The sequence below is a fragment of the Caballeronia pedi genome, from assembly GCF_001544915.2.
GTDB classification, from domain to species: Bacteria; Pseudomonadota; Gammaproteobacteria; order Burkholderiales; family Burkholderiaceae; genus Caballeronia; species Caballeronia pedi.
In genome coordinates, this window is the sequence record NZ_FCOE02000005.1 from 330591 (window position 1) to 354292 (window position 23702).

The following is a 23702-nucleotide window of genomic DNA, read 5'->3' on the forward strand; positions in this document are numbered from 1 at the left end:
ACCCGAAGGATACGAGCAAACACACCATGAGCATAAAGAACCAACTGAAGGACCCGACGCTCCTGCGTCACGAAGCCTACATCGACGGTGAATGGCAACAGGCCGACGACGGCGCGACCTTCCCCGTCGTGAACCCCGCAACGGGCGAATCCCTCGGCACCGTGCCCAAGATGGGCGCGACCGAAACCCGCCGCGCCATCGACGCCGCAAACGCCGCCTGGCCAGCGTGGCGCAACAAAACCGCCAAAGACCGCGCGATCATCCTGCGCCGCTGGTTTGACCTGATGACCGCCAACGCCGACGATCTGGCGCTCATCCTCACGACTGAACAAGGCAAGCCGCTCGCCGAGGCAAAAGGCGAAATCGCCTACGCCGCCTCGTTCATCGAATGGTTCGCGGAAGAAGGCAAGCGTGTCGCCGGCGATACCCTCGCCTCCCCCGCCGCCGACAAGCGCATCGTCGTGACGAAGGAGCCGATCGGCGTGTGCGCCGCGATCACGCCGTGGAACTTCCCCGCCGCGATGATCACGCGCAAGGTCGGACCGGCGCTCGCCGCAGGCTGCCTGATCGTCGTGAAGCCCGCTGAAGCGACGCCGTTCTCCGCACTCGCGATGGCCGTCCTCGCCGAACGCGCAGGCATACCGAAGGGCGTGCTGTCGATCGTGACGGGCGATCCGAAAGCCATCGGCGAAGAGATGACGGGCAACCCGATCGTGCGCAAGCTGTCGTTCACCGGCTCGACCGCCGTGGGCCGTCTGCTGATGGCGCAGAGCGCGCCGACCGTCAAGAAGGTATCGCTCGAACTCGGCGGCAACGCACCGTTCATCGTATTCGACGACGCCGATCTGGACGCCGCAGTCGAAGGCGCGATCGCATCGAAATATCGCAACAGCGGACAAACCTGCGTCTGTACGAACCGCTTCTACGTGCACGAGCGCGTCTACGATGCCTTCGCGCAAAAGCTCGCCGCAGCGGTCGGCAAGATGAAAGTCGGGCACGGCACGGAAAGCGGCGTGGCGCTCGGGCCACTGATCAACGAAGCGGCCGTGAAGAAGGTCGAATCGCATATCGAGGACGCGCTCTCGAAAGGCGCGACGCTCGTCGCCGGCGGCAAGCGTCACGCGCTCGGTCACGGCTTCTTCGAGCCGACCGTGCTCGCCAACGTCACGCCCGACATGAAAGTGGCGAAGGAAGAAACCTTCGGCCCGCTCGCGCCGATCTTCAGATTTTCGTCCGACGACGAAGTCGTGCGCCTCGCCAACGACACCGAGTTCGGCCTCGCCGCGTACTTCTACAGCCGCGACATCGGCCGCATCTGGCGCGTGGCCGAAGCGCTCGAGTACGGCATGGTCGGCATCAACACCGGGCTGATCTCCAACGAAGTCGCGCCGTTCGGCGGCGTGAAGCAATCGGGCCTGGGACGCGAAGGCTCGCATTACGGCATCGATGATTACGTCGTCATCAAGTATCTCTGCATGGCCGTCTGATCGCGCGATCAGCCATGTGGAACTCAAAAGCCTCGACACGCACGTGCCGAGGCTTTTTTCGAGGTCTTGCCGACTCAGTTCCCAGCGCTTGCCGGGGTCACTTGCACCGCCGTCGCCGAAACGAAAACCGCGTGGATCGTGTCGCCCTTCTTCAACTTCTCCGAGGCGAAATCCGGCGTGAGATCGAACGTCTCGGTGCGCCACGGGCCGCGCAGCGTGATCGTGCGCTTCTTGTTATTGACGCTCTCCACCGTCGCGATGACTTCGACCTGACGCGTCGCATCGAAGCCCGTCGTGCCGCTCGCACCCGAGGTCGGCTGATAGGTGGTCGTATCCGTGCGCGCGCGCGTGCCGTTGCTCTTCACCTTCTCCGCGCTCACGAGCAACGCATTCTTGTAGAGCACGTCGACACGATCGCCGATGTGCAGCTTGTCGAAGTTCGTGACTTCCTTGTTCACGAGCACAACCGCGTCGCCGCGCGGGCTACGCACGGTCAGCGTGCGACTGGCGGCGTCGATGCCCACGATCGTCGCCTGGACGTGAATCGGCTCGGCCTGACCGACGACCTCCTGAGCCGACTTCGCGAGCGTCGCGTTCTGGGCCACGGCGGAGCCCATCGACGCAACGATTGCCGATGCGCAAAGAATCGAAATCGCAGACAATTTCAGGTTCATTGAATCATTCCTCGAACTAAATTTGTTGTGCAAATTATTTACTTTCTTGACCATTCGCAAGCGCGATGAGGCCGAGATATTTATACCGCGCACGCCTGCACGATTCCAACTGATCACACGATATGTTACGACTCGTCCCGCTCTCCCCGAAACGGTGGAAAGCGCGCCCCGCGTCGAACCGGTAAAATCAGCGCCATATCCGGCCCGGGCGCACACCGCTCCCTCTTCTCGCCGCTTCTTCGATCCTCTCCAGGGGCGCTATGCGACGCTCGGCTTTCTTTCTGCGCTTCATCGGCATCGGCGTTCTGTTTCATCTCTATGTCGGCGTGCGGCTCATTCCGGACGCGCCGGTCGGCCTGCCCCTCAAGGTGCTGGCGGTGATTCTGCTCGCGGCATCGGTCATCGTGATTCCGCTCGGCATGGCGGCGCGCCAGATCGAGCCGCAGTCGCTCGCGGACCGCCTCGCCTGGCTCGGACTGACCGCGCTCGGCTTTTTCTCGTCGCTGCTGCTGCTCACCTTCGCACGCGATGTGATGCTGTTTTTCGTGCATCTCGTCGACTGGCTGCGCGGCGTCCCGATCGGCTCGCCAGCGCTCGTCGCGTATAGCGCGCTCGCCGTGCCGCTGCTCGCCGTGCTGCTCTCCGCGATCGGCTTCTACAACGCGCGGCGGCGCGCGCCGGTCGTGAGCGTGGACGTGCCCATCGCCGATCTGCCGGCCGCGCTCGATGGCTTCACGATCGTGCAGATCAGCGACATCCACGTCGGACCGACGATCAAACGCCACTATGTGGAACGCATCGTCGCGGCGGTGAACGGGCTCGAACCGGATCTGATCGCCGTGACGGGTGATGTCGTCGATGGCACGGTGCCGAACCTCGCCGACCACACACGCCCGCTCGCGGGTCTCACCGCGCGGCACGGCGCGTTTCTCGTCACCGGGAATCACGAGTATTACTCCGGCGCGGACAAGTGGATCGCCGAATTTCGCCGCCTCGGCCTGACCGTGCTGCTCAATCAGCATGTCGTGCTGGATCACGACGGCGCGCGGGCTGTGATTGCGGGCGTCACGGATTTCAGCGCGGGCAGTTTCGATCCCGCGCATCGCAGCGATCCCGCCAAGGCGATCAGCGGCGCGCCCGACGACGCCACCGTGCGCGTGCTGCTCGCCCACCAGCCCCGTAGCGCGACGGCGGCAGCCGAAGCGGGCTTCACATTGCAACTCTCGGGACACACGCACGGCGGCCAGTTCCTGCCGTGGAATTTCTTCGTGCGCCTGCAGCAGCCGTTCGTCGCGGGATTGGAAAAAGTGGGTGGGCTGTGGGTTTATACGAGCCGGGGCACCGGCTATTGGGGACCACCGAAACGGCTGGGCGCGCCGTCCGAGATCACGCGGGTTCGTCTGGTTCCTTCGATCCCTGCATGACGGCATGAAAAAAAGGGACGCGCGGCGCGAGGCACCGCGCGTCCAGCGCTCGGGGATAAGCGCGGCGTCCGGACACGGGGATGAACGGACGCTCTCGGACTGGCAGGCGGGGTCCCGCCAGCGAGTCATTCAAAAATAGGGGATCGCCGAAGCCCGCACTACCAGAATATTCCTAAACGATAAAACATTCGCTCAACTATATCGGACTGCGAATCTTTCCTCATCCTTTCTCCGATACTGCGGCCGGCGTCGTCGCATAGACGCTCTTGTGCGGGGCCGTGCCTTCCCTCGGCCAGTCGGAGCGCGCGTCGAAGAACCATTCCGCGCGCTCGCGCCCCTTGCGGATCAGCGCATGGATCAGCGCCGGATTGCGATCCAGCTTCGATGCGTAATCGAGCGGCCCCGGATAATCCTTCGCATCGAGATGCATCTGCACGACGCGCACCTTGATCGGCTTGTAGCGCGTTGCGAGCGATTCGTCGGCCTTCAGCATCTCGTTCACGCGCGTCGTGAAATAAAGCTCCTGCCCGAGCGCAAGATTGCCGGACAGCTCGTTGCGCCGGTCGATGATCTCGTTCATCGATTCAGGCAACTCGCGCCGATACTGCGGATTGATCTGCACGACCCAGATTTCGTCGGGCCGCATGTCGATTGCGAAATCGGTGAACTCGCGCACCGGGGGATTGCTGCTGAAGAGGCCGTCCCAGCACATGCGGCCGTCGGCCGCGACCGCGCGATACAGCGGCGGCACCGCAGCCGATGCGACCAGCCGGTCCTGATCGAGCGTGTCGCCGGGGAAGATCACGCGGTCGCCAGTGTTCACGTCGGTCGCGCCGACGAGCAGCGTGGGCCGCGCGCGCCGCGCCGGTTCCGCCGGCAGCGACGCGAACGGCAGATGCTTGTCGAGCAGTTCGCGCAGGCGCTCCTCGGCGACCGGCGGATACAGATACGGGCTGATTTCCGCGTTGACGGGCAGCCGCGCGTACCACGTCCCGAGCGCATTGGCGAAGATATCCGGGCCGTCGCGCGCCTCCAGATCCTTCCAGAAACCGGCGAGGCGCCGCCGGGCGTCGGCGGGGCCGTCGAGCAACAGGCCCGCCCACGCGAGCGCACTGCACATCGCGCCGCCCGAGGTCCCGGACAGCGCCACGAGTTCGAAGCGGTTGAAGCACTCGTCGCTGAGCAGCCTTTCGAGCACGCCCGCGGCGAACGCCGCATGGCTGCCGCCGCCCTGGCACGCGATCGCTACTTTCGGAATGGCCGCCATCACAGAACCTCTCGCGTCCGTCGATATCGGACGTACGGTACAGGATAGGCGACGCGCGCCGCTATGCCAGCGCCGCCAGCACCTGCTCCGTCGAACGGATGCGCCCGATGCGCGGAAAGATGCTTCGGCAGGCCGATTCGTGCGTGTCGGCGTGCAGATCGCTCATCGCGTCCTCGACGAAGATCTGCTGATAGCCACGCTCGTGCGCGCCGCGCGCGGTCGAATCCACGCCGATGGCCGTCGCGATGCCGCCCAGCACGATCGTGTCGATGCCGCGGCGGCGCAAGTGCGAGTCGAGGTCGGTGTTGTAGAACGCGCCCCATTGCCGCTTGGTGACGACGATATCCGACGCCTGCACATCCAGTTCCGCGCACAGTTCGCTCCAGCCAGCGGGCTCAGGCGCTTCCTGCGCCTGCCCCGCGTCGGTGATCGGGCGCAGTCCGCCCGGGCCGTTCGGAAACGCCACCTTGACGAGCACGACGGGTGCGCCGAGCGCGCGGAAGCGATCGGCGAGCGCGCGCGCGTTGGCGAGCACGCTCGCGGCATCGTGAGGTTGCACGGGCAAGGCGGCGATACCCGCCTGCAGATCGATCAGCACGAGCGCCGTCTTCGCGCGATCGAGCTTGAGTTCGGGTGCGTTCATGAGAAAGTCGGGAGAAAGGTGGATGGATGCGCGATGTCAGGCTTCATCGTGAAGAAACTCGAGCGCCGCGCCGTTCATGCAGTAGCGCAGGCCCGTGGGCTTCGGCCCGTCGTCGAAGACATGGCCGAGATGCCCGCCGCAGCGCCGGCAATGCACCTCGTTGCGCATGTGGCCGGTTGCGTCGGCGTGCATCGCGACGGCGCCGTCGAGCGGTTTCCAGAAGCTCGGCCAGCCGGTGCCGCTGTCGAACTTCGCCGCCGATGAGAATAGCGCGAGCCCGCACCCGGCGCATCCATACGTGCCGTCACGGTGTTCCTTGAGCAGCGCACTCGCGAACGGCCGCTCGGTGCCGCCGCGCCTGAGCACGCGGTATTGCTCGGTGGACAGACGGCGGCGCCAGTCGGCGCTGCTGTGATCGATCTCGTACGTTCTGGCGGGCGCCGAGCGCGCGCCAGCGCCCGCGAACGCGGCCGCCATCACACCGAGAAAATTCCGCTTCGTGCGTCTCATGATTTTCATCCGATGAACGCCCTCGCGCCGCGCCGCGTCCGGCCGGCGCGCCGTTCTACGTTTTGAGCCGGTAACCCGTCTTGAAGATCCACGCGACGATCGCGATGAACACCGCAAGAAAGACCAGCGTCATGCCGAAACTCACGCCGACCTGGACATCGGCGAGTCCGTAAAAGCTCCAGCGAAAGCCGCTGATCAGATAGACGACCGGATTGAACAGCGCGACGGTCTTCCAGAACGGCGGCAGGATGTTGATCGAATAGAAGCTGCCGCCGAGAAACGTGAGCGGCGTGACGATCAGAAGCGGAATGATCTGCAGCTTCTCGAAGCCGTCCGCCCATACGCCGATGATGAACCCGAGCAGGCTGAACGTCACCGACGTGAGCAGCAGAAACACGATCATCCAGACAGGATGATCGATTCTGAGCGGCACGAATAATCGTGCGGTCAGAAGAATGATCAGGCCGAGGATCACGGATTTGGTCGCCGCCGCGCCCACGTAGCTCAGGACGAGCTCGAAGTACGAGACCGGCGCGGACAACAGTTCGTAGATCGTCCCGGTGAATTTCGGAAAATAAATGCCGAAAGACGCGTTGGCGATGCTTTGCGTCAACAGCGACAACATCACGAGGCCCGGCACGATGAACGCGCCATAGCTGATGCCATCGACTTCCGGAATGCGCGAGCCGATGGCCGCCCCGAAGACGACGAAGTAAAGCGATGTGGAAATGACCGGCGACACGATGCTCTGCATCAGCGTGCGTCCGGCGCGCGCCATCTCGAAACGGTAGATCGCGCGAACGGCGTATAGATTCATTTGGTTTCCCTGACGAGGCTCACGAAAATGTCTTCGAGCGAGCTTTGCGTCGTTTGCAGATCCTTGAAACGCACGCCGGCTTCGTCGACGTGGCGCAGCAGCGCGATGATGCGGCCCGGCTCGTCGTGCGCGTCATACGTGTACGTGAGCTCGCCGCCGTCCGCTGAACGCGTGAGGCCGTAGGGCTCGAGCGCGCCGGGGATTTCCGCGAGCGGATGTTCGAGCTGCAGCGTGAGCTTCTTCTGCCCGAGCTTGCGCATCAGTTCGCGCTTCTCCTCGACGAGCACGATCTCCCCGCGATTGATGACGCCGATGCGGTCGGCCATCTCCTCCGCTTCCTCGATGTAATGCGTCGTCAGGATGATGGTCACACCGTTGCTCTGCAACTCGCGCACGAGGCCCCACATGTCGCGGCGCAGCTCGACGTCGACGCCCGCGGTGGGCTCGTCGAGAAAGAGGATTTCGGGTTCGTGCGCGAGCGCCTTCGCAATCAGGACGCGCCGCTTCATGCCGCCCGACAGCGTCATGATCTTGTTGTCCTTCTTGCTCCAGAGCGAGAGCGACTTCAGCACCTTCTCGATATGCGCCGGATTCTTCGGCCGTCCGAACAGGCCGCGGCTGAACGACACGGTCGCCCAAACGGTTTCGAAGGCGTCGGTGGTGAGTTCCTGCGGCACGAGTCCGATCATCGCGCGCGCGGCGCGATAATCCGTGAGGATATCGTGCCCGGCAACGATGACCTTGCCCGCGCTCGGATTCACGATGCCGCATACGGTGCTGATGAGCGTCGTCTTGCCCGCCCCGTTCGGGCCGAGCAGCGCGAAAATCTCGCCGCGCCGGATCTCCAGGTTCACGTCCCGGAGCGCGCGGAATCCCGACCCGTAGGTCTTGGACAGATTGGATACGGTGATGATGGTTGGCATGGCGGGACGATAGCAGATACCGGACGATCCGGCTCGGACGAAGGGGTCGTCCGTTCGGCCGATGTTCGGCACGCGCCGCGCTGCCTACAATGCACTGCTGAATGCCAGGAGCCACACGATGCTTTTCGAACAGATCCAGACCACTTGCCTCAACGACGCGGACCTGCCGTGGGTGCCGTTCACGCCGTACAGCGCGCGCGTGCTCGTCAAGTATTTCAAACTCGACCCGATCCGCGGCGAGGTCATCGCGCTGATGAAAGCGCCTGCCAAAGGGCAGATGCCCCGGCATCGTCATACGGGAACGGTGATCGTCTATACGGTCGAAGGACGCTGGAAGTATCGCGAGCATGACTGGATCGCGGAGCCGGGAAGCATCGTGTACGAAACGGCCGGATCGAGCCACACGCCCGAGGCGCTGCCAGCTGTTTCGGGCAGCGCGGATATCGTTACGCTCAACATCATCCAGGGCGAACTGCTCTTCGTGAACGACGCAGGCCAGGTGCTCGCCGCCGAAAACTGGCGGAGCGGCTGGGACCGTTACGTTGCCTTCTGTCATGCAAACGGCATCGCGACGCGAGATTTGACGGCTTTCGGGTAACGTCGCGGCCCGCGTCGCTGGTTAGAATCTTCCCTGGACGCGCCGTGCGCGCTTTCGACCATTTCCGTTTTGCCGGCCGCTCGCGCCGGCGCAGATCAAGGAGGAGCAGGACATGACCATTCAGACCGTCGGCATCGTCGGCGCGGGAACCATGGGCAACGGCATCGCGCAGGTCGCGGCCGTCGCAGGCTTCAAAGTGGTGCTGATCGACGTCACCGACGCCGCGCTCGCCAAGGGCGTCGCCGCGCTCACGGGCAGCCTGGAGCGGCTCGTATCGAAAGACAAGCTGGAGGCGTCGGCGCGCGACGCGGCGTTGAAGCGCATCGAGACCTCGACCGATTACGCGCGTCTTTCCGAAGCCGACATCGTGATCGAAGCCGCGACGGAGAACGTCGAACTGAAGAATCGTATCCTGAAGCAGATCGAAGGCGCCGCGCGCGCCGATGCGATCATCGCGTCGAACACGTCGTCGATCTCGATCACCGCGCTCGCCGCGACGCTCGCCACGCCCGAGCGCTTCATCGGCATGCACTTCTTCAATCCGGTGCCGCTGCTGCAACTCGTCGAAGTGATTCGCGGCGTGCAGACCAGCGACGAAACCGCGTCCGCGGTGCGCGAACTTACCGAGAAGCTCGACAAATCGCCGATCGGCGTGCGCAACTCGCCGGGCTTCGTCGTCAACCGCATTCTCGTGCCGATGATCAACGAAGCGTTCTACGTGCTCTACGAGGGCGTCGCGAGCGCGGAGGAAATCGACGCGGGCATGAAGCTCGGCGCGAATCATCCGATCGGCCCGCTCGCGCTCGCGGACCTGATCGGCCTCGACGTGTGCCTCTCGGTGATGGACGTGTTCCTCAAGGACTTCGGCGATTCGAAATACCGCGCGTGCCCGCTCTTGCGCGAACTCGTCTCGGCGGGACGCCTCGGGCGCAAGACGAAGCGCGGCGTGTACCGGTACGACTAAGCCGCGTCGAAATCGAGCACCGGTCCGGCGGGCACGATGCCCGTCGGATTGATCGTCCGATGGCTTTCGTAGTAATGCCGCTTGATGTGCTCGAAGTTCACGGTCGCGGCGACGCCCGGCATCCGGCAGATCTCGCGCACGTACGTCGAAAGATGCGGATAGTCCGCGATGCGCCGCAGATTGCACTTGAAGTGGCCGACATACACCGCGTCGAAGCGCACGAGCGTCGTGAAGAGACGAATGTCCGCTTCGGTAAAGCGCTCGCCTGTCAGATAGCGGCGCGTGCTCAGGCGCTCTTCGAGTAAATCGAGCGTCTCGAATAGCGGCGTCACTGCTTCTTCATACGCAGTCTGCGTCGTCGCGAAGCCCGCTTTGTAGACGCCGTTGTTGACCGTGTCGTAGATGCGCGCATTGAGGGCGTCGATCTCGTCGCGCAACTCGCGCGGATAATAATCGCCCGGTTTCGCGCCGATGCCGTCGAACGCGGAATTCAGCATCCGAATGATTTCCGACGACTCGTTGTTGACGATCGTCCCGCGCGTCTTGTCCCAGAGAATCGGCACAGTCACGCGCCCGGAATAACGCGGATCGGCGGCGGTGTAGACCTGATGCAGAAAGCGCGCCGCGTTGATCGGGTCCGGCACGACACCCGGCGCGTCATCGAAGGTCCAGCCGTTTTCCAGCATCAGCCAGTTCACGACCGATACGTCGATCATCCCTTCCAGCCCCTTCAACGCGCGCATGATGAGCGTGCGATGCGCCCACGGGCACGCGAGACTCACATAAAGGTGGTAGCGCCCCGCCTCGGCCTTGAAGCCGGTATCGCCGTCAGCCGTCACCCAGTTGCGGAACGCGGCGTCCTTGCGCACGAAGCGTCCGCCCGTGGACGACGTGTCGTACCACTTGTCCTGCCATCGTCCGTCGACGAGAAGTCCCATTTCGATGCTCCCTGTTTGCCGTGGCGCACGACACGCGCCACGGCATCGCTATGTATCAGTTGGATGAAGGCGCGCCGATGAAGCGCACGAGTTGCGCCATGGTCGCATCCGGCGCTTCTTCCATCAGCCAGTGGCCCGCGCCCGGCACGACCACGCCCTGCACGTTGGTCGCGACGAGCTTCGCCTGATCGATCAGGAACGTGCCCGATGCGCGTTCGCCGGTAAGGACGAGCATCGGCATGGCGAGCGGCGTTTTCGCGAAAGCGGCGAAGTCCGCCGCGTCTTGCGGGAACGCGTGAAAATATTCGAAGCCCGCGCGCATGCGGCCGTTGCGCGCATATTGCGCCGAATAATAGCGGCGATCGGCTTCGCTCACCGAACGCGCGGGATCGGCGGCGAAGTCGTTCCAGAAATGCTCGAAGAAGGTGCGTTCGCGTCCGCGCACGAGCTTTTCCGGCGTGTCGCCGTAGAAGTTGAAGTGCCATTTGTCGCGCAGGAGCCAGACTTTCTGCCAGTCGCCGACGCCGGGCAGAAACGCATCCATCAGCACGATGCTTTCCACTTCGTCGGGATACTGCGCCGCGTACGCATACGCGACCATCAGCCCGATGTCATGTCCAACGAGCTTCACCTTGCGAAACCCGAGCGCCCGCACCATCGCGTGGATGTCTTGCGCGAGCGTTTTCTTGTCGTAGCCGGAAGCGGGCATCGCCGAGCCGCCGGCGCCCGGCAGATCGGGCGCGATCACCACGCGCTCGCTCGCGAGACGCGTCATCAGCGGCTGCCACATGTGGCTCGTTTCCGTGTAGCCGTGCAGGAGCACGACGGGTGTCGCATCGCCCTGCCCGGCTTGCAGATAGTGCAGTTCGACGCCGTTCGCGTCGATCGTGCGCGACTGGATCGCGCTCGCGGCGGCGGACGGTTGCGGCGCGCGCGGCGTGTTCGCGGCATGCGCGAGCGGTTGCAGGGCGGCGGCGGCCAGCAGCACGCCGGCGGCGCGGCGCATCGTGTGAAGGAAGGCTTTCATCGTTCAGCTCCATCGAAGGTTGGTTGGTTCGATGAAGCTCATGTTGGACCGCCGCGCCGGTTTTGCCGTACGATCCGGACGATGAACTCGTTCGATGGAGTCGAACATGTTGTCAGAGGACGAACTCTCGCTGCTCGACGCGATCCGCGAAACCGGCAGCCTGTCGCGCGCGGCGGCGCGGCTCGGCAAGGCCCCGTCGACGGTCTCGCATGCCGCACGTCAACTGGAAACGCGCTTCGACGCGCTGCTGTTCGACCGGCGCCGCTATCGCCTGCAGTTGACGCCCGCCGGTCATCTGCTCGCCGACGAAGCGTCGCGCCTGATGCTCGATGTGTCGCGGCTCGCGCAGCGCGTGAAGCAGATCGCGAGCGGCTGGGAAGACCGGCTATGGATCGTCTGCGATGAAATCCTCGAATTCGAGACGCTGCTGCCGGTCGTGCAGGCGTTCGATGCGCTCGACTCCGGCGTCGCGCTGCGCATCACGCACGAAGTGCTGAGCGGCACGTGGGAAGCCCTGCGCGACGGCCGCGCGGATCTGATCGTCGGCGCGACCAACGAGCCGCCCGCGATTCCTGGCCTGCGCTGGTTCGAACTCGGCGTGATGCAATGGGTGTTCGCGGTGTCGTCGCGGCATCCGCTCGCGAAGGTGGACGGGCCGCTCAGGCGCGAGCAGATCGCGGCGCATCGGGCGGTCGTCGTCGCGGATTCGTCGCGCTCGGCGGGCCGCGCGTACGGCGTGCTCGGCGGCCAGGCCGCGTTCGCCGTGCCGACCATGCGCGCGAAAATCCTCGCGCAGCGGCACGGGCTCGGTACGGGCTGGGTGCCGCGGCATCGCGTGGAAACGTTGCTCGCGCGCGGCGAACTCGTCGAAAAGGAAACCGCCGATCCGCGCGAGCCGAACGTTCTGTATGTCGCGTGGCGCGGCGATCACGAAGGCCGCGCGCTGCAATGGTGGACCGAGCAACTGCGCCAGCCGCGCCTCGCGAAACGTCTCGTCGACGGACTGGACGCGTTTGCGTAAAACCCGGTTACAAATTCGCCGCCCGCCAGGCGACGGGAATCGCCGCGCCACTGCGTTCAATGTCTCGTCGCAACCTGAACCGACGGGACACATCATGAGAAAAACACCTTCGCCGCTGCGCGCGGCGCTTTCGGCCGCCATGCTCGCGCCGGTCATCGCGGTTTCATTCGCCGCCCTGCACAGCGCCCCCGCGCACGCGCAGGCCATCATCATCGCGCCGTCCGCACCACCGCCGGCCCGCGTCGAAGCGCCTCCGCCCGCGCGCGCCGGTTACGCATGGGACCCCGGCCACTGGCGCTGGGCGCATGGCGGCTACGTCTGGGCGCCGGGACACTGGCGGCCGGTGCGCGCGGGGTATCGCTGGATTCCGGGACACTGGGTGCAGCGCGGGCCGAACTGGCGCTGGGTCGAAGGGCACTGGGCGTGACCGCATCGAACCGGAGTGGCTCATCATGCTGAAGACATTGCTCGCCGCCGCGCTGGTCGCGGCGACACTGGCCGGCTGCGTCGTGTATCCGGCTCGGCCTGTCTACTATCGCGGGCCGGTCGTCGTTTACTGAGGATGCGGGCGAAGGCGTCGATCCGCCTCGCCCGCGAGCAGTCCGACATGCGCAACGAGACCCGACACCACATTGAACGAAGAAGAAGATCCGGACACCGCGCTCATTGCCCGCGTCGGCAATCGGGAGGCGGGAGCCGTGCGCGAGATGGTCGCGCGCAAGCTCCCGCGCATCGTCGCGCTCGCGGCGCGCATGCTCGGCGACCGTGACGAGGCCGACGACGTGGCCCAGGAAGCGTTCCTGCGCATCTGGAAGATCGCTCCGAAGTGGCGGTCCGGGTCGGCGCGCTTCGATACGTGGCTGCATCGCGTGACGCTCAATCTTTGTTATGACCGTCTGCGGCGTCACCGGGAGACCAGTGTGTCCGATGAATGGCCGGAGCAGGCCGATCTCGCGCCCTTGCCCGACGAGCGCCTTGATACGGCGCATGCAAACGCGCGTATCCGACGAGCGCTCGCCACGTTGCCCACGCGTCAGCGCGAAGCGCTCGTGCTGCAGTACTACCAGGAACTCCCGAACGCGGAAGCGGCGGCGGCGATGGGCGTGAGCGTCGAGGCGCTCGAAAGCCTGCTCGCCCGCGCGCGGCGCAATCTCAGGACCGCGCTCGCGAATACCGGCGGCGACGCTCCGAAGGAACATCGATGACCCCCGAACGATTCCGCCAACTCACCGAGACTTACGGCGCATCGCCGGAACGTTGGCCCGCGGGCGAACGCGACGCAGCGCTCGCGCTCGTGCATGCGGGCGACGCGCAAACGCTCGCCGCGCTCGCCGAAGCGCGCGCGCTCGACAGCATGCTCGATGCACACGCCGTCGCCGCGCCGAGTCCGGCGCTCGCGCGGCGCATCGTCGCGTCGGCGCCGGCGCAACCCGCGCGCGCGTTCTGGCGGCGTCCGCGCATCTGGTTCTCGGGCGTGGGGTTCGTCGGCGTTGGCGCGGCGGGCGTCGTGGCGGGCGCACTGCTGGTTTCGCTGCTCGCGTCCGCGCCGGGCGACAGTGCGCACGGCGGCTGGTTCGAGCAATCCTATTCGGGCACGGCCTTCGGCGGCGCCCCTTCCGACTGGAGCGATCAATGAGTCCACGCACGCTGAAGACGCTCGCGGCGGTGTCGCTCGTGCTGAATGTGTTTCTGATCGGATCGATCGCGGGCGGCGCGTATCGATGGTTCGCGCAGCAGCGCACCGAAGCGGCGCAGCAACGCGGTATCCGCTTCGCCGCCGCCGATCTCTCCGCCGAGCGCCAGCGCCAGTTGCGCGACGCGTTGCGCGAGACGCGCCGCTCGAGCCTGCCGCTGATCCGCGATGCACGCGACGGACGTATCGATCTCGCGCAGAGCCTCGCGGCGCGCGATTTCGACCGCAAAGCGCTCGACGATGCCCTCGCCCGCACGCGCCAGGCCGATGCCGCTTTGCGCGCGCGCATCGAAGGCGCGGTCGCGGACTTCGCGTCGACGCTCACGCCCGACGAACGGCTGAAGCTGGTCGCGGCGATGGAACGTTACGGTCCGCTGCGCGCCCTGCCACCCGACGCACGGCCCAGGCCATGAATCGCGCGACGGATTTTCCGCCCACCCGCGTTTAACCGGCATCGAGCACTTCGGAGCACGTCATGGCCATCGCGCCGTCACTCTCGCCTGCCGCCATCGCGGTGAACCGCTTCGGACTCGGCGCGCGTCCGGGCGAGCCGCTGCCCGCCGATCCGCGCGGTTGGCTCGCGAACCAGGCCGATCCACGCGCGAGCACATATCAGCCGATGCCGCCCGCGCTGAGCGGCCAGCCATCGAGCGCAGCGCTCGCCGTGCGTTTCGCCGAGCGCCAGCGCGCACTGCGCGACGCGAGCGACGCCGACAAGCCCGCCGTGCGCAAGCAATACAGCGAGCAGATTCGCGACGCCTACCGCGATGCCGTCGATGCGCGCGTGACAAGCGCGCTCACGACGACCACGCCTTTCATCGAACGCCTGGTGCATTTCTGGGCGAATCACTTCGCCGTGTCGATCGAAAAGCCGCCCGTCGCGATGCTCGCCGGATCGTTCGAGAACGAAGCGATCCGCCCGCATGTGCTCGGGCGCTTCGAGGACATGCTCGTCGCGGCCGAGCGGCATCCGGCGATGCAGATCTTTCTGGATCAGGCGCGTTCTATCGGACCCGACAGTCCCGCCGTGATGCGCAATCCCGACAAGAGACGCGGGCTCAACGAAAACCTCGCGCGCGAGATCATGGAACTTCATACGCTCGGCGTGCGCAGCGGCTACACGCAGGCCGACGTGACCGAGTTCGCCCGCGCGCTCACCGGCTGGAGCCTCGGCGCGATGACGGCGACAGCCGCGAACAAGCCCAATGATCCGACGCCGCCCGGACAGTTCGTGTTTCGTCCGCGTCTGCACGAACCGGGCGTGCGCACCGTGATGGGCACGCAATACGCGCAGGCGAACGAAGCGCAGCCGCTCGCCGTGCTGCACGATCTGGCCAACGCGCGCGCGACCGCGCATCACGTCGCGGAGAAGCTCGCGCGCCATTTCGTCGCCGATACGCCGCCGCCCGCGCTCGTCGACCGGCTCGCGAACGTCTTCAACGATACGGGCGGCGATCTGCCTTCGGTTTATCGCGCGCTGATCGATGCGCCCGAAGCGTGGCCGCCCGCGCCCGCCAAGTTCAAGACGCCGTGGGACTGGACAGTCTCATCGCTGCGCGGGCTCGGCCGTACCGATCTGCAAGGTGTGCGCGCCGCGCCGCTGCTCACGCAACTGGGCCAGCAGGTCTGGCGTCCCGGCTCGCCCGCCGGTTACGACGATATCGCCGCGAGCTGGGCCGCGCCCGATGCGCTCGTGCGCCGCGTCGAGCTCGCGCAGCGCTTCGCGGCGCGCGCGGGCGACCGGCTCGACGCTCGAACGCTCGGCCCGCAACTGCTTCCCGGTGCGCTGTCCGATGCGACCGCGAATGCCGTGTCACGCGCCGAAAGCGCGCCGACCGCGCTCGCGCTGCTGCTCGTGTCGCCCGACTTTCTGAGGAGATGAACCCATGCTGACGCGCCGCCAATTCCTCTGGTGCGCGGGCGCGAGCGCCGGCGCGATGCTCGTCGCGCCGCGGCTCGTGCTCGCTTCCGCCGACACCGAACGGCGCTTCGTGTTCGTGATCCAGCGCGGCGCGGCCGATGGGCTGAACATCGTCGTCCCTTACGGCGATCCGGCTTACGCGACGCTGCGCGGACCGCTCGCGATCGACGCATCGGGCGCGACGAAGCTCGACGGCATGTTCGCGCTGCATCCGTCGCTTGCGCAGCTCGCGCAGATGTATCGCGACAGGCAGGCGCTGTTCGTGCACGCGGTCGCGTCGCCGTATCGCGAGCGCTCGCACTTCGACGGCCAGAACGTGCTCGAAACCGGCGGCAACGCGCCGTATCGCCTGAAGGACGGCTGGATGAACCGCCTTCTTTCGATGCTGCCCGCGCTGCATGCAAACGGCAGCACCGATGCCGTCGCGTTCGCGCCGACCGTGCCGCTCGCCTTGCGTGGCCGCGCGGACGTGACGTCGTACGCGCCGTCGTCGCTGCCGCAGGCGCCGGACGATCTCATCACGCGTGTCTCGCAACTCTATGCGGGCGATGCGCAGCTCCATCCGCTCTGGGATGCCGCGATGCAGGCGCGCGGCCTCGCCGCCGATGCGGGTGCGCGTCAGGACCCGGCGAGCCTCGGCAAGCTGGCGGCGGGCTTTCTGAGCAAGCCGGACGGCCCGCGCATCGCGATGATCGAAACCGGCGGCTGGGACACGCACAGCGCGCAGAATCCGCGTCTCGCCGCGCAGCTCAAGGCGCTCGATACCATGCTCGCCGCCCTGCGCGACGGACTCGCCGAACATTGGGCGAACACGACCGTGCTCGTCGCGACGGAGTTCGGCCGCACGGCGGCGGCGAACGGCACGGGCGGTACGGATCACGGCACGGCATCGGCGGCGATGATCGTCGGCGGCGCGGTGGCGGGCGGGCGTGTGATCGGGGACTGGCCGGGGCTTGCCAATGCATCGCTCTATCAGGGGCGCGATCTCTCGCCGACGATCGGGCTCGATGCCGTCATCGCGAGTGCGGCGGGCGAGAGCTTTGGCATCGATCCGGAGCGCGTCGGTGCGACGCTGTTTCCCGATTCTGGCAGCCAGCGGTTGGGGCAACGTATTCTGATCGGCTGAAGCGTAAGCCAGGGTTTTCGCCGGTCCCGTGTTCGTGTCGGTTTGTTAGCGTTGCCCCTGTGCGGGGCGGCAGTCACTTTCTTTGCTGCTGCAAAGAAAGTGACCAAAGAAACAGCTTGTCCCAGCCGGAACGCTTCATACCGGCCGCGGCACAGGCGCACATTTAGGGCACAGCAGTAGCGAGTGCCCTCGTAGGTCCAATCGGGCTTGGACCGCGCACGGTCTGACAAGCTATTCGTTTTAGGGCGCGGGTTCAGCACCAAAGAGTTCCGGCACAGCGCTGCGCGCTGCCGTGAGGTCTGCAACGGAAACCAACGAGAAAAGAGAAACGCCGAAGCACGCGCAGACCCTATGTACCCATCGGCCGCGAAGCGGGCCGGAGCTATTTGGTGCTGAACCAGTCTGTTCTGTGGCGCGATGTGACAGACCGTGCGCGATCCAAGCCCGATTAGGCCTATGAGGGCACTCGCTACTGCGGTGCCCAAAACGATCGCCTGTGCCGCGGCCGGCATGAAGCGCTTTGGATGGGGAAAGCTGCTTTCTTTGCCTACTTTCTTTGCAGCAGCAAAGAAAGTAGGTGCCGCCCCGCACAGGGGCAACACTAATAGACCAACACGAATACGGGATCCGGCGACAAACCCAAAGCGCACCACCCGCCCTCAACCCTTCGACAACAACACCGCGACATGCGTTGATCCAGTCTGCTCGGCGATATCCTTCGCGGTCATCCCACGATCATCGCGCAAATCGCGTTGCGCCCCGCGCGCAAGCAGCATCGACGCGGTCTCTTCCTGATCGTATCCCGCAGCCCACATCAACACCGTCAGGTGATTACGATACGCCGCGTTCACATCCACGCCCGCATCGAGCAGGCGCTGCACGACCGCCGTGTGCCCGCGCCCGGCCGCATACTCGATCGCAGTCTTGCCAACGCGGTCCGTCGCCGCGGCATCGGCATGATGCGCAAGCAGCAGCGCGGCGATTTCATCGTTGCCGGTGAAGGCCGCGGCCATCAGCGGCGTGATGCCCTGCACGTCCGCCTGACTCACCTTCGCGCCGCGCTCGATCAGCATGCGCGCCATCGGCGCCTGGCCCTTCTTGCACGCGCTGATGAGCGGCGTGTCGCCGATGCGGTTGCGCGAATCGATCGCCGCGCCGTCATCGAGCAAACGCGTGACGGCCGCCTGATCGCCCTCGCGCGCGGCGGATAGCAGGCGTTCGTTGAGCGCGTACGCATCGGTCTGCGCGTGCGCGGTCATCGAAAGCGTCAGTGCGAACAGCACGCAACGGAGTGTGTTCACGCTCATTGCAGATTCGCGATGTAATTCGCGAGATTTTCGATGTCGGCGTCGGTCAGATTCTTCGACACGCTCGTCATGTTGCCCGCGTCGTTGGTGCGCTTTCTGTCGCGGAAATCCTGCAACTGCTTGACGATGTACGGATACTGCTGCCCGGCCACGCGCGGAATTTCGTTTTGCCCCGCGAAGCCGCCGAGATGGCACATCGTGCAAAGAATCTCTTCGGACTTCTTTCTGCCCGCTTCCACTTTCACCGGATCGGCCTTGAAGTCGGTGGCGATGGGCTTCTGCGCGGCGAAGTAATCGGCGAGGTCATGCATGTCGGCGGGCGTGAGCGTCTCCACCATCGGCGACATGCGCGGGTCACTGCGGCGGCCCGCCTTGAAATCGCGCAATTGCAGATAAAGATAGCGCGACGTCTGTCCGGCGAGCGATGGATAGTCGCCCGTCGTCGAGTTGCCGCCGAGACCGTGACAGGTCGTGCAGATCGCCGCCTTCGCCGCGACCGCCGGCGAAGCGGCGCGGGAGAAGGACGGCAGCGACAACAGCGCGCACGCGACGATCCACAGCACGTACACGAGCCAGACGCGCAGACGTTTCGAGCGCACCGTCATCAGGGCAGCGCGAACACGAGCAGGCTGTTGCCGCGCTTGAAGTCGAGCTGCGTGTTGCCGCCCGCCGCGACCGCGATGTACTGCTTGCCGTTCACCATGTACGACACCGCCGGCGCATTGACGCCCGCGCCGCACTGGAACTCCCAGAGCTTGCGCCCGGTTGCGGCGTCGAAGGCGCGGAACAGCCCGTTGCCTTCGCCGTTGAACACGAGCCCGCCCGCCGTGGCGAGCACGCCGCCGATCAGCGGCTGGTCCGTCTTGAAGCCCCACGCGATCTTGCCGGTATCGACATTCACCGCGACGAGCCGGCCCCATTGCTGCTCGGACGGAATCGTCTTGAACGCGCCGCCGAGCCACAGCTTGCCGCCGGGATACGCCGCTTCCTCGACCTGATACGTCATCGGCTGATGCAGGTTCGCGGCGTAGGCCATGCGCGTCTTCGGGCTGAAGGCCATCGGCGACCATTCGACGCCGCCGTTCGCGCCCGGCAGCATGCGCGCGCCGGTCGGCGTCGGCAGGGTCCAGACGCCTTCCTGCGGAATCATCGCGTCGGAAATGCGGATGATCTTGCCGTCGCGGCGGTCATGCACATAGACGAAGCCGGTCTTGCCGCCGTGGATGATGCCCGGGATCATCTGTCCGTTCTTGTCCTTCACGTCGATGAGAATCGGCGGGCTCACCGCGTCGAGATCCCACACGTCGTGCGCGATGTACTGGGAATGCCACTTGTACTTGCCGGTATCGAGCTCGATGGCGACGAGCGAATCCGTATAGAGATTGTCGCCGGGACGAATCGCGCCATACAGGTCCGGCGATGGGTTGCCGACCACGAAATACACCGTGCGCGTCTTGCGATCGACCGCGGGCGCCATCCACACGCCACCGCCGAGCGTCTTGTTGAAGTCCGTGCCCTTGTCCGCGAGCGTCTTCTTTTCGGCGGCGATATCGCGTTTCATGTTGCGGCCGACAGCATCGTTCTCGGCCCACACGCCTTCGCTGCCCGTGTCCGGGATCGTGTAGAAGGTCCACAGCAACTGGCCGGAATTCGCATCGAACGCCTTCACGAAGCCGCGTATGCCGTATTCGCCGCCGTTCGTGCCGATCAGCACCTTGTCGTCGACGACAACCGGCGCCATCGTCTCCGAATAGCCTTCTTCGGGATCGGCGATCTGCGTCGACCACAGCACGTTGCCGGTCTTCGCGTCGAGCGCGACGAGCTTCGCGTCGAGCGTGCCCATGAAGAGCCGGTTGCCCGAGATCGCCACGCCGCGATTGTTCGGGCCGCAGCAGAAGGTCGTGACCGGACCCATCTTGTGCTTGTAATGCCAGAATTCCTTGCCCGTCACCGCATCGATCGCGTAGACGTGGTTGTACGACGTGGTGAGGAACATCACGCCGTTCGAGACGATCGGCGCGGTTTCCATCGACTCCATCACCGCCGTCTGGAAGATGAACGCGGGCTTGAGCTTCGCCACATTCGATGTGTTGATCTGCGTCGCGGGCGCATAGCGCGTTTCGGCATACGATCCGTTCGAATGCAGCCAGGACGCGCTGTCGCCCGCGGCGCCGTCGAGCTGTTGCTGCGAGATGGGCCGCAGCGAACTCGGGACTGGCGAAGCCTGCGTCGTGTTGGCGTTCTGGATTTCTTCGGCGGCTTCGATTCCGGGCGATGTCACGATCCCGAAAGCACCGATGGCAACAATGAGCGGAACGAGCGAGGTACGGGAAAAACCGGCCATGTCAGTCTCCCAAATCGTTCTTGTGTCGGCCTCGTGGTGCGCGGCGGAACATTGGCTGCTCTCTTCTGCGCCCGCAAAAAAGCATAGGCAATTTAAAAACGCATTTCCAGAAACATCGAAAGGTTGGGATGAAGGGTATGTCAGGGGCAGGCGTGCGACGATTTTTAGTAGTATGGATTGGAGTGCCGTTATGATTGCGCCCGTCATGCCGATAGCAGCTTGCCGTATCGCCGGCTTTCGCTTATCGCTTCTTCATCTTCCGTTGCGCGCCATGTGTTGACGTTTTCCTTTCGCGTCGCATCGATATTCACTTTCATCCGGACGCACCATGCCAATCCCATCCAACGGGCAGCCGAATCCGAATCCCCGCCAGCCGGTGGATATCGCCCGCATCCTGCTGATCATCACCATCCTGACCGCGCTCACGGTCGGCAGCCTCTACATCCTGCGCCCGTTCCTGCCGGGCCTCATCTGGGCGACGACGATCGTCGTCGCGACCTGGCCGCTGATGCGCGGCGTGCAGCGCCGCTGCGGCAACCGCCGCTGGATCGCGACGACCGTGATGCTGCTCTTGCTGCTGATCGTGATCGTGCTGCCGCTGTATCAGGCGATCTCGACGCTCGCCCTGCATGGCGGCGAGATCATGGCGGCCGTCAAGAGCCTGCCGAGCTACGCATTGCCGCCGCCGCCGGGCTGGATACACGATATCCCGCTCGTCGGCCAGCGCATGTCGACGGAATGGCAGACGCTCTCGGATGCGGGCCCCGGCGGCATGCTCGCCAAGCTCGAACCTTACGTGACGATCGCCGCGCGCTGGATGCTCGCGCATGCCGCCGTCGTCGGCGTGTTCGTGATGCACATGGTCATCACCATCATCATCTCCGGCATTCTGTACATGAACGGCGAAGCGGCGGGACGCTTCGTCGTGCGCTTCGCGACGCGCATCGCCGCGCAGCGCGGCGCGGAAGCCGTGAAGCTCGCCGGCCTCGCAATCCGCGCGGTGGCGCTCGGGATCGTCGTGACGGCGGTGACGCAGTCGGCCTTGGGCGGCATCGGGCTCGCGCTCGCGGGCGTGCCGGCAGCGGGCATCATCACGGCCATCATGCTGATGCTGTGCCTCGCGCAGATCGGCCCGCTGCTGCCGCTCCTGGGCGGCGTGGCGTGGCTCTTCTGGCACGGCGCGCATATCACCGGTTCGCTGCTGCTCGTATGGTCGATCATGATCGCGATGCTCGACAACTTTCTGCGGCCCATTCTGATCAAGCGCGGCGTGAATCTCTCGATGCTGCTGATTCTTTCCGGCGTGCTCGGCGGCATGTTCGCGTTCGGAATAGTCGGATTGTTCATCGGACCCGTTATTCTCGCGGTGACGTCGACGATTTTGAATGCGTGGATCAACGAGCAGCCGCCGCTGCCGCAAGTCGAAGCGATAAGCACCGACGAAGCCGCCAAAGCCGCGTCCACACAGGGTCTTGCAGATGCATCGCGACGCCGGACTTAACTGATAAATATATTCATGTTTTGTCGCATTTGATTGCGACAATCAGATTGGACTTAAATTGAGAATTCGGATTCTTACGAAAATGAGATTTTCTCCGAGTAAATGCCGCGTTTCATAGGAATTCGAAGATGGCTATCCGTTACAATGCAATCCTTTGTTATTTGCCCGATTGAGGGCGTAGGGGATTGACCATGTCTCTGCGCGACGTGGACGCCATCGATTACATCGGAGTGAACATTCTCTTCAGGCGCGTATATGTCGGGCTCTTCGACGAGCTCGACTGGCGCGATGAACGAGAACATCAGGATTTGCTCACGAAGAAAATCGACCGCTACATCCGGTATATCCGCTCAGGTAAATTGCTGTTGAATTACCCGAAAGTGCGCGGCTATGAGATCGTGGTGGAATACGTGTCGCACCATCCCATGACGCCCTCGGCAGTCGAGTTCTGGAAGTCGCGCGAGCGCTTGCTGCATGAAGCCGGCTACGCGGTGCACATTCGCGGCGTGGATGTGCGCCATGCGCTCGGCATCAGCGTCGACGAACCGGAGCACGTCAATGCCGAGCCGGTCGAGCCGCCCGCGCTCGAAGTGCTCGATCCGGACCCGCTCACACAGCAACTGGCGGATGTCTCCGATATCTCGTATCTTCCGCCCTTGACGCCCGAGCGCCGGCCGCACGCGCTGCCCGTGCTCAGGCGTCTTGCGATGCGACACGCGACCGGTTAGCGGACGGAATCGCTCCTTAAAAAAGCGGCGAGGCTCATGTGAGCCTCGCCGCTTTTTCTTTGCGCATTACATCACTTCGCGCCGCTCAACGCCGATGTCGCGACCGACGGCACCGAGATGCCGTTGGCGTTCGCATACTGCACCGCCTGCGTGAGCGTCTGCACCAGCGACTGCAACTGTCCCGGCGCGGATTGCGCGATGTAAGTCGCCGCCTGCGCCGTCGCCGGATTGGAGCCGGCCTGCAGAAGCGAGGACATGTTCATCGAATTCGTCACCGCGCCCAGATTCGATTGCAGGCCGGCGTACTGCTTCACGCCCTGGCCCAGCGACGCGAGGCCATCGCTGAAGGTCTGCTTGCTCGTGGCGGTCGGCGGCGTTGTCGAGCCATTCGACAATGCCTGCAACAGCGATTGCGAGACGCTCTGCTGCGTGCCGCCGAGTTGCGACAGCACGCTCGTGCTCGGCACGCCGCTGCCACCCGATGCACCCGACAACAGTCCCGCCGCCGATTGCGCCTGACTCGCGACGCTCGACATGCCCATCGCCGAAGCGAGGCTCGATTGTCCGGACAGCACCTGCTGATTGGCGCCGAGATAGCCCTGCACGAGCGAGCTCATGGCCGAAGGCTGCGCCGCGCCGTTCGCGCCAGTCGCCACATCTGACTTGCCGCTGCCGAAGCCGAATTGCTGAAGATTGATCTGTGCATACGATGCGGCCGGCGCGATCAACGCGAATGCGATGCCGGCCGACAGAAGCGCGCGCCGTGACGTGCGGTTCGGCATGGTGTTT

The 23702-nt window shown here is 65.0% G+C and carries 24 protein-coding genes and 1 pseudogene; 13 read left to right on the forward strand and 12 right to left on the reverse strand.

From position 1 onward, the window contains the following. Positions 1-26 precede the first annotated feature (26 nt). Positions 27-1487: an NADP-dependent succinate-semialdehyde dehydrogenase gene (gene gabD, locus AWB80_RS10680; RefSeq protein WP_061174596.1), complete on the forward strand. Its 1461-nt coding sequence runs from the start codon at positions 27-29 to the stop codon at positions 1485-1487. 74 nt (positions 1488-1561) lie between these two features. Here the strand turns inward: gabD and AWB80_RS10685 are convergent, their stop codons facing one another. Continuing rightward, entirely contained in the window at positions 1562-2161 is a 600-nt protein-coding gene (locus AWB80_RS10685) for a hypothetical protein (RefSeq protein WP_061174597.1), read from the reverse strand. 260 nt (positions 2162-2421) lie between these two features. Here AWB80_RS10685 and AWB80_RS10690 point away from each other — a divergent pair, with 260 nt between their 5' ends. Continuing rightward, the gene (locus tag AWB80_RS10690; RefSeq protein WP_061174598.1) at positions 2422-3585 is read left to right on the forward strand and encodes a metallophosphoesterase; all 1164 of its coding nucleotides are present in this window, start codon (positions 2422-2424) and stop codon (positions 3583-3585) included. Positions 3586-3805: 220 nt separating this feature from the next. Here AWB80_RS10690 and AWB80_RS10695 read toward each other — a convergent pair whose 3' ends face one another. From AWB80_RS10695 to AWB80_RS10715, 5 genes are all read right to left on the reverse strand, one after another. Then, positions 3806-4852 carry a patatin-like phospholipase family protein gene (locus tag AWB80_RS10695; protein WP_061174599.1) on the reverse strand — a complete coding sequence of 349 codons (1047 nt, stop codon included), beginning with the start codon at positions 4850-4852 and terminating at the stop codon, positions 3806-3808. A 61-nt stretch (positions 4853-4913) separates the two neighbouring features. Further along, positions 4914-5495: a hydrolase gene (locus AWB80_RS10700; protein ID WP_061174600.1), complete on the reverse strand. Its 582-nt coding sequence runs from the start codon at positions 5493-5495 to the stop codon at positions 4914-4916. A gap of 36 nt (positions 5496-5531) precedes the next feature. Next, positions 5532-6014, reverse strand: a complete 483-nt coding sequence (msrB, locus tag AWB80_RS10705; RefSeq protein WP_061174601.1) for a peptide-methionine (R)-S-oxide reductase MsrB — start codon at positions 6012-6014, stop codon at positions 5532-5534. A 46-nt stretch (positions 6015-6060) separates the two neighbouring features. Next, positions 6061-6822: an ABC transporter permease gene (locus AWB80_RS10710; RefSeq protein ID WP_061174602.1), complete on the reverse strand. Its 762-nt coding sequence runs from the start codon at positions 6820-6822 to the stop codon at positions 6061-6063. Then, on the reverse strand, positions 6819-7745 hold the full coding sequence (locus AWB80_RS10715; protein WP_061174603.1) for an ABC transporter ATP-binding protein: 927 nt from the start codon (positions 7743-7745) through the stop codon (positions 6819-6821). The genes AWB80_RS10710 and AWB80_RS10715 overlap by 4 nt, the downstream gene beginning before the upstream one ends. A gap of 118 nt (positions 7746-7863) precedes the next feature. On the opposite strand from AWB80_RS10715, the gene AWB80_RS10720 reads away from it, so the two are divergent. Together AWB80_RS10720 and AWB80_RS10725 are read left to right on the forward strand one after the other, a co-directional pair. Further along, complete coding sequence (locus AWB80_RS10720; RefSeq protein WP_061174682.1) at positions 7864-8343, forward strand: 2,4'-dihydroxyacetophenone dioxygenase family protein; 480 nt, start codon at positions 7864-7866, stop codon at positions 8341-8343. Between the two features lie 112 nt (positions 8344-8455). Continuing rightward, positions 8456-9307, forward strand: coding sequence for a 3-hydroxybutyryl-CoA dehydrogenase (locus AWB80_RS10725; RefSeq protein ID WP_061174604.1), 852 nt, complete (start codon positions 8456-8458; stop codon positions 9305-9307). Here AWB80_RS10725 and AWB80_RS10730 read toward each other — a convergent pair. Beyond that, the gene (locus AWB80_RS10730; RefSeq protein WP_061174605.1) at positions 9304-10245 is read right to left on the reverse strand and encodes a glutathione S-transferase family protein; all 942 of its coding nucleotides are present in this window, start codon (positions 10243-10245) and stop codon (positions 9304-9306) included. The genes AWB80_RS10725 and AWB80_RS10730 overlap by 4 nt on opposite strands. Positions 10246-10300: 55 nt before the next feature. Further along, positions 10301-11272 carry an alpha/beta fold hydrolase gene (locus AWB80_RS10735; RefSeq protein ID WP_061174606.1) on the reverse strand — a complete coding sequence of 324 codons (972 nt, stop codon included), beginning with the start codon at positions 11270-11272 and terminating at the stop codon, positions 10301-10303. 106 nt (positions 11273-11378) lie between these two features. Here AWB80_RS10735 and AWB80_RS10740 point away from each other — a divergent pair, with 106 nt between their 5' ends. The 7 genes and pseudogenes from AWB80_RS10740 to AWB80_RS10770 all read left to right on the forward strand — a co-directional run bounded on the left by AWB80_RS10740 (position 11379) and on the right by AWB80_RS10770 (position 17033). Then, a complete protein-coding gene (locus tag AWB80_RS10740; RefSeq protein ID WP_061174683.1) occupies positions 11379-12293 on the forward strand; it encodes a LysR family transcriptional regulator in 915 nt (304 codons plus the stop codon). Positions 12294-12432: 139 nt separating this feature from the next. Beyond that, positions 12433-12720, forward strand: coding sequence for a YXWGXW repeat-containing protein (locus tag AWB80_RS10745; protein WP_061174684.1), 288 nt, complete (start codon positions 12433-12435; stop codon positions 12718-12720). A 151-nt stretch (positions 12721-12871) separates the two neighbouring features. After that, a pseudogene (locus AWB80_RS10750) lies at positions 12872-13498 on the forward strand (RNA polymerase sigma factor); the annotation flags it as partial. Next, a complete protein-coding gene (locus tag AWB80_RS10755) occupies positions 13495-13929 on the forward strand; it encodes a hypothetical protein (protein WP_061174608.1) in 435 nt (144 codons plus the stop codon). The pseudogene AWB80_RS10750 and the gene AWB80_RS10755, both read left to right, overlap by 4 nt. Further along, positions 13926-14399 (forward strand): periplasmic heavy metal sensor, encoded by a 474-nt coding sequence (locus AWB80_RS10760; protein ID WP_061174609.1) that lies wholly within the window; start codon positions 13926-13928, stop codon positions 14397-14399. The genes AWB80_RS10755 and AWB80_RS10760 overlap by 4 nt, the downstream gene beginning before the upstream one ends. Before the next feature lie 62 nt (positions 14400-14461). Continuing rightward, complete coding sequence (locus tag AWB80_RS10765; protein WP_061174610.1) at positions 14462-15868, forward strand: DUF1800 domain-containing protein; 1407 nt, start codon at positions 14462-14464, stop codon at positions 15866-15868. Between the two features lie 4 nt (positions 15869-15872). Further along, on the forward strand, positions 15873-17033 hold the full coding sequence (locus AWB80_RS10770) for a DUF1501 domain-containing protein (RefSeq protein WP_061174611.1): 1161 nt from the start codon (positions 15873-15875) through the stop codon (positions 17031-17033). Positions 17034-17692: 659 nt separating this feature from the next. On the opposite strand, the gene AWB80_RS10775 is transcribed toward AWB80_RS10770, so the two are convergent. From AWB80_RS10775 to AWB80_RS10785, 3 genes are read right to left on the reverse strand one after another with little or no spacing between them, the layout of a single operon-like run. Then, the gene (locus AWB80_RS10775; RefSeq protein ID WP_061174612.1) at positions 17693-18340 is read right to left on the reverse strand and encodes an ankyrin repeat domain-containing protein; all 648 of its coding nucleotides are present in this window, start codon (positions 18338-18340) and stop codon (positions 17693-17695) included. Beyond that, positions 18337-18945 (reverse strand): c-type cytochrome, encoded by a 609-nt coding sequence (locus AWB80_RS10780; RefSeq protein ID WP_061174613.1) that lies wholly within the window; start codon positions 18943-18945, stop codon positions 18337-18339. The genes AWB80_RS10775 and AWB80_RS10780 overlap by 4 nt, the downstream gene beginning before the upstream one ends. Then, positions 18945-20684, reverse strand: coding sequence for a pyrroloquinoline quinone-dependent dehydrogenase (locus tag AWB80_RS10785; RefSeq protein WP_061174614.1), 1740 nt, complete (start codon positions 20682-20684; stop codon positions 18945-18947). The genes AWB80_RS10780 and AWB80_RS10785 overlap by 1 nt, the downstream gene beginning before the upstream one ends. A 328-nt stretch (positions 20685-21012) precedes the next feature. Between AWB80_RS10785 and ydiK the strand changes: the two genes are divergently transcribed. Continuing rightward, a complete protein-coding gene (ydiK, locus tag AWB80_RS10790; RefSeq protein ID WP_143328006.1) occupies positions 21013-22185 on the forward strand; it encodes an AI-2E family transporter YdiK in 1173 nt (390 codons plus the stop codon). Between the two features lie 191 nt (positions 22186-22376). After that, on the forward strand, positions 22377-22913 hold the full coding sequence (locus AWB80_RS10795) for a DUF6572 domain-containing protein (RefSeq protein ID WP_061174616.1): 537 nt from the start codon (positions 22377-22379) through the stop codon (positions 22911-22913). A gap of 71 nt (positions 22914-22984) precedes the next feature. Here AWB80_RS10795 and AWB80_RS10800 read toward each other — a convergent pair whose 3' ends face one another. Next, the gene (locus tag AWB80_RS10800; protein ID WP_061174617.1) at positions 22985-23695 is read right to left on the reverse strand and encodes a hypothetical protein; all 711 of its coding nucleotides are present in this window, start codon (positions 23693-23695) and stop codon (positions 22985-22987) included. Positions 23696-23702: the final 7 nt, after the last annotated feature.

Coding starts and splice junctions, on each gene's coding strand:
- gabD (WP_061174596.1), top strand. CDS start 27: ATGAGCATAAAGAACCAACTGAAGGACCCGACGCTCCTGCGTCACGAA.
- AWB80_RS10685 (WP_061174597.1), bottom strand. CDS start 2,161: ATGAACCTGAAATTGTCTGCGATTTCGATTCTTTGCGCATCGGCAATC.
- AWB80_RS10690 (WP_061174598.1), top strand. CDS start 2,422: ATGCGACGCTCGGCTTTCTTTCTGCGCTTCATCGGCATCGGCGTTCTG.
- AWB80_RS10695 (WP_061174599.1), bottom strand. CDS start 4,852: ATGGCGGCCATTCCGAAAGTAGCGATCGCGTGCCAGGGCGGCGGCAGC.
- AWB80_RS10700 (WP_061174600.1), bottom strand. CDS start 5,495: ATGAACGCACCCGAACTCAAGCTCGATCGCGCGAAGACGGCGCTCGTG.
- msrB (WP_061174601.1), bottom strand. CDS start 6,014: ATGAAAATCATGAGACGCACGAAGCGGAATTTTCTCGGTGTGATGGCG.
- AWB80_RS10710 (WP_061174602.1), bottom strand. CDS start 6,822: ATGAATCTATACGCCGTTCGCGCGATCTACCGTTTCGAGATGGCGCGC.
- AWB80_RS10715 (WP_061174603.1), bottom strand. CDS start 7,745: ATGCCAACCATCATCACCGTATCCAATCTGTCCAAGACCTACGGGTCG.
- AWB80_RS10720 (WP_061174682.1), top strand. CDS start 7,864: ATGCTTTTCGAACAGATCCAGACCACTTGCCTCAACGACGCGGACCTG.
- AWB80_RS10725 (WP_061174604.1), top strand. CDS start 8,456: ATGACCATTCAGACCGTCGGCATCGTCGGCGCGGGAACCATGGGCAAC.
- AWB80_RS10730 (WP_061174605.1), bottom strand. CDS start 10,245: ATGGGACTTCTCGTCGACGGACGATGGCAGGACAAGTGGTACGACACG.
- AWB80_RS10735 (WP_061174606.1), bottom strand. CDS start 11,272: ATGAAAGCCTTCCTTCACACGATGCGCCGCGCCGCCGGCGTGCTGCTG.
- AWB80_RS10740 (WP_061174683.1), top strand. CDS start 11,379: ATGTTGTCAGAGGACGAACTCTCGCTGCTCGACGCGATCCGCGAAACC.
- AWB80_RS10745 (WP_061174684.1), top strand. CDS start 12,433: ATGCTCGCGCCGGTCATCGCGGTTTCATTCGCCGCCCTGCACAGCGCC.
- AWB80_RS10755 (WP_061174608.1), top strand. CDS start 13,495: ATGACCCCCGAACGATTCCGCCAACTCACCGAGACTTACGGCGCATCG.
- AWB80_RS10760 (WP_061174609.1), top strand. CDS start 13,926: ATGAGTCCACGCACGCTGAAGACGCTCGCGGCGGTGTCGCTCGTGCTG.
- AWB80_RS10765 (WP_061174610.1), top strand. CDS start 14,462: ATGGCCATCGCGCCGTCACTCTCGCCTGCCGCCATCGCGGTGAACCGC.
- AWB80_RS10770 (WP_061174611.1), top strand. CDS start 15,873: ATGCTGACGCGCCGCCAATTCCTCTGGTGCGCGGGCGCGAGCGCCGGC.
- AWB80_RS10775 (WP_061174612.1), bottom strand. CDS start 18,340: ATGAGCGTGAACACACTCCGTTGCGTGCTGTTCGCACTGACGCTTTCG.
- AWB80_RS10780 (WP_061174613.1), bottom strand. CDS start 18,945: ATGACGGTGCGCTCGAAACGTCTGCGCGTCTGGCTCGTGTACGTGCTG.
- AWB80_RS10785 (WP_061174614.1), bottom strand. CDS start 20,684: ATGGCCGGTTTTTCCCGTACCTCGCTCGTTCCGCTCATTGTTGCCATC.
- ydiK (WP_143328006.1), top strand. CDS start 21,013: ATGCCAATCCCATCCAACGGGCAGCCGAATCCGAATCCCCGCCAGCCG.
- AWB80_RS10795 (WP_061174616.1), top strand. CDS start 22,377: ATGTCTCTGCGCGACGTGGACGCCATCGATTACATCGGAGTGAACATT.
- AWB80_RS10800 (WP_061174617.1), bottom strand. CDS start 23,695: ATGCCGAACCGCACGTCACGGCGCGCGCTTCTGTCGGCCGGCATCGCA.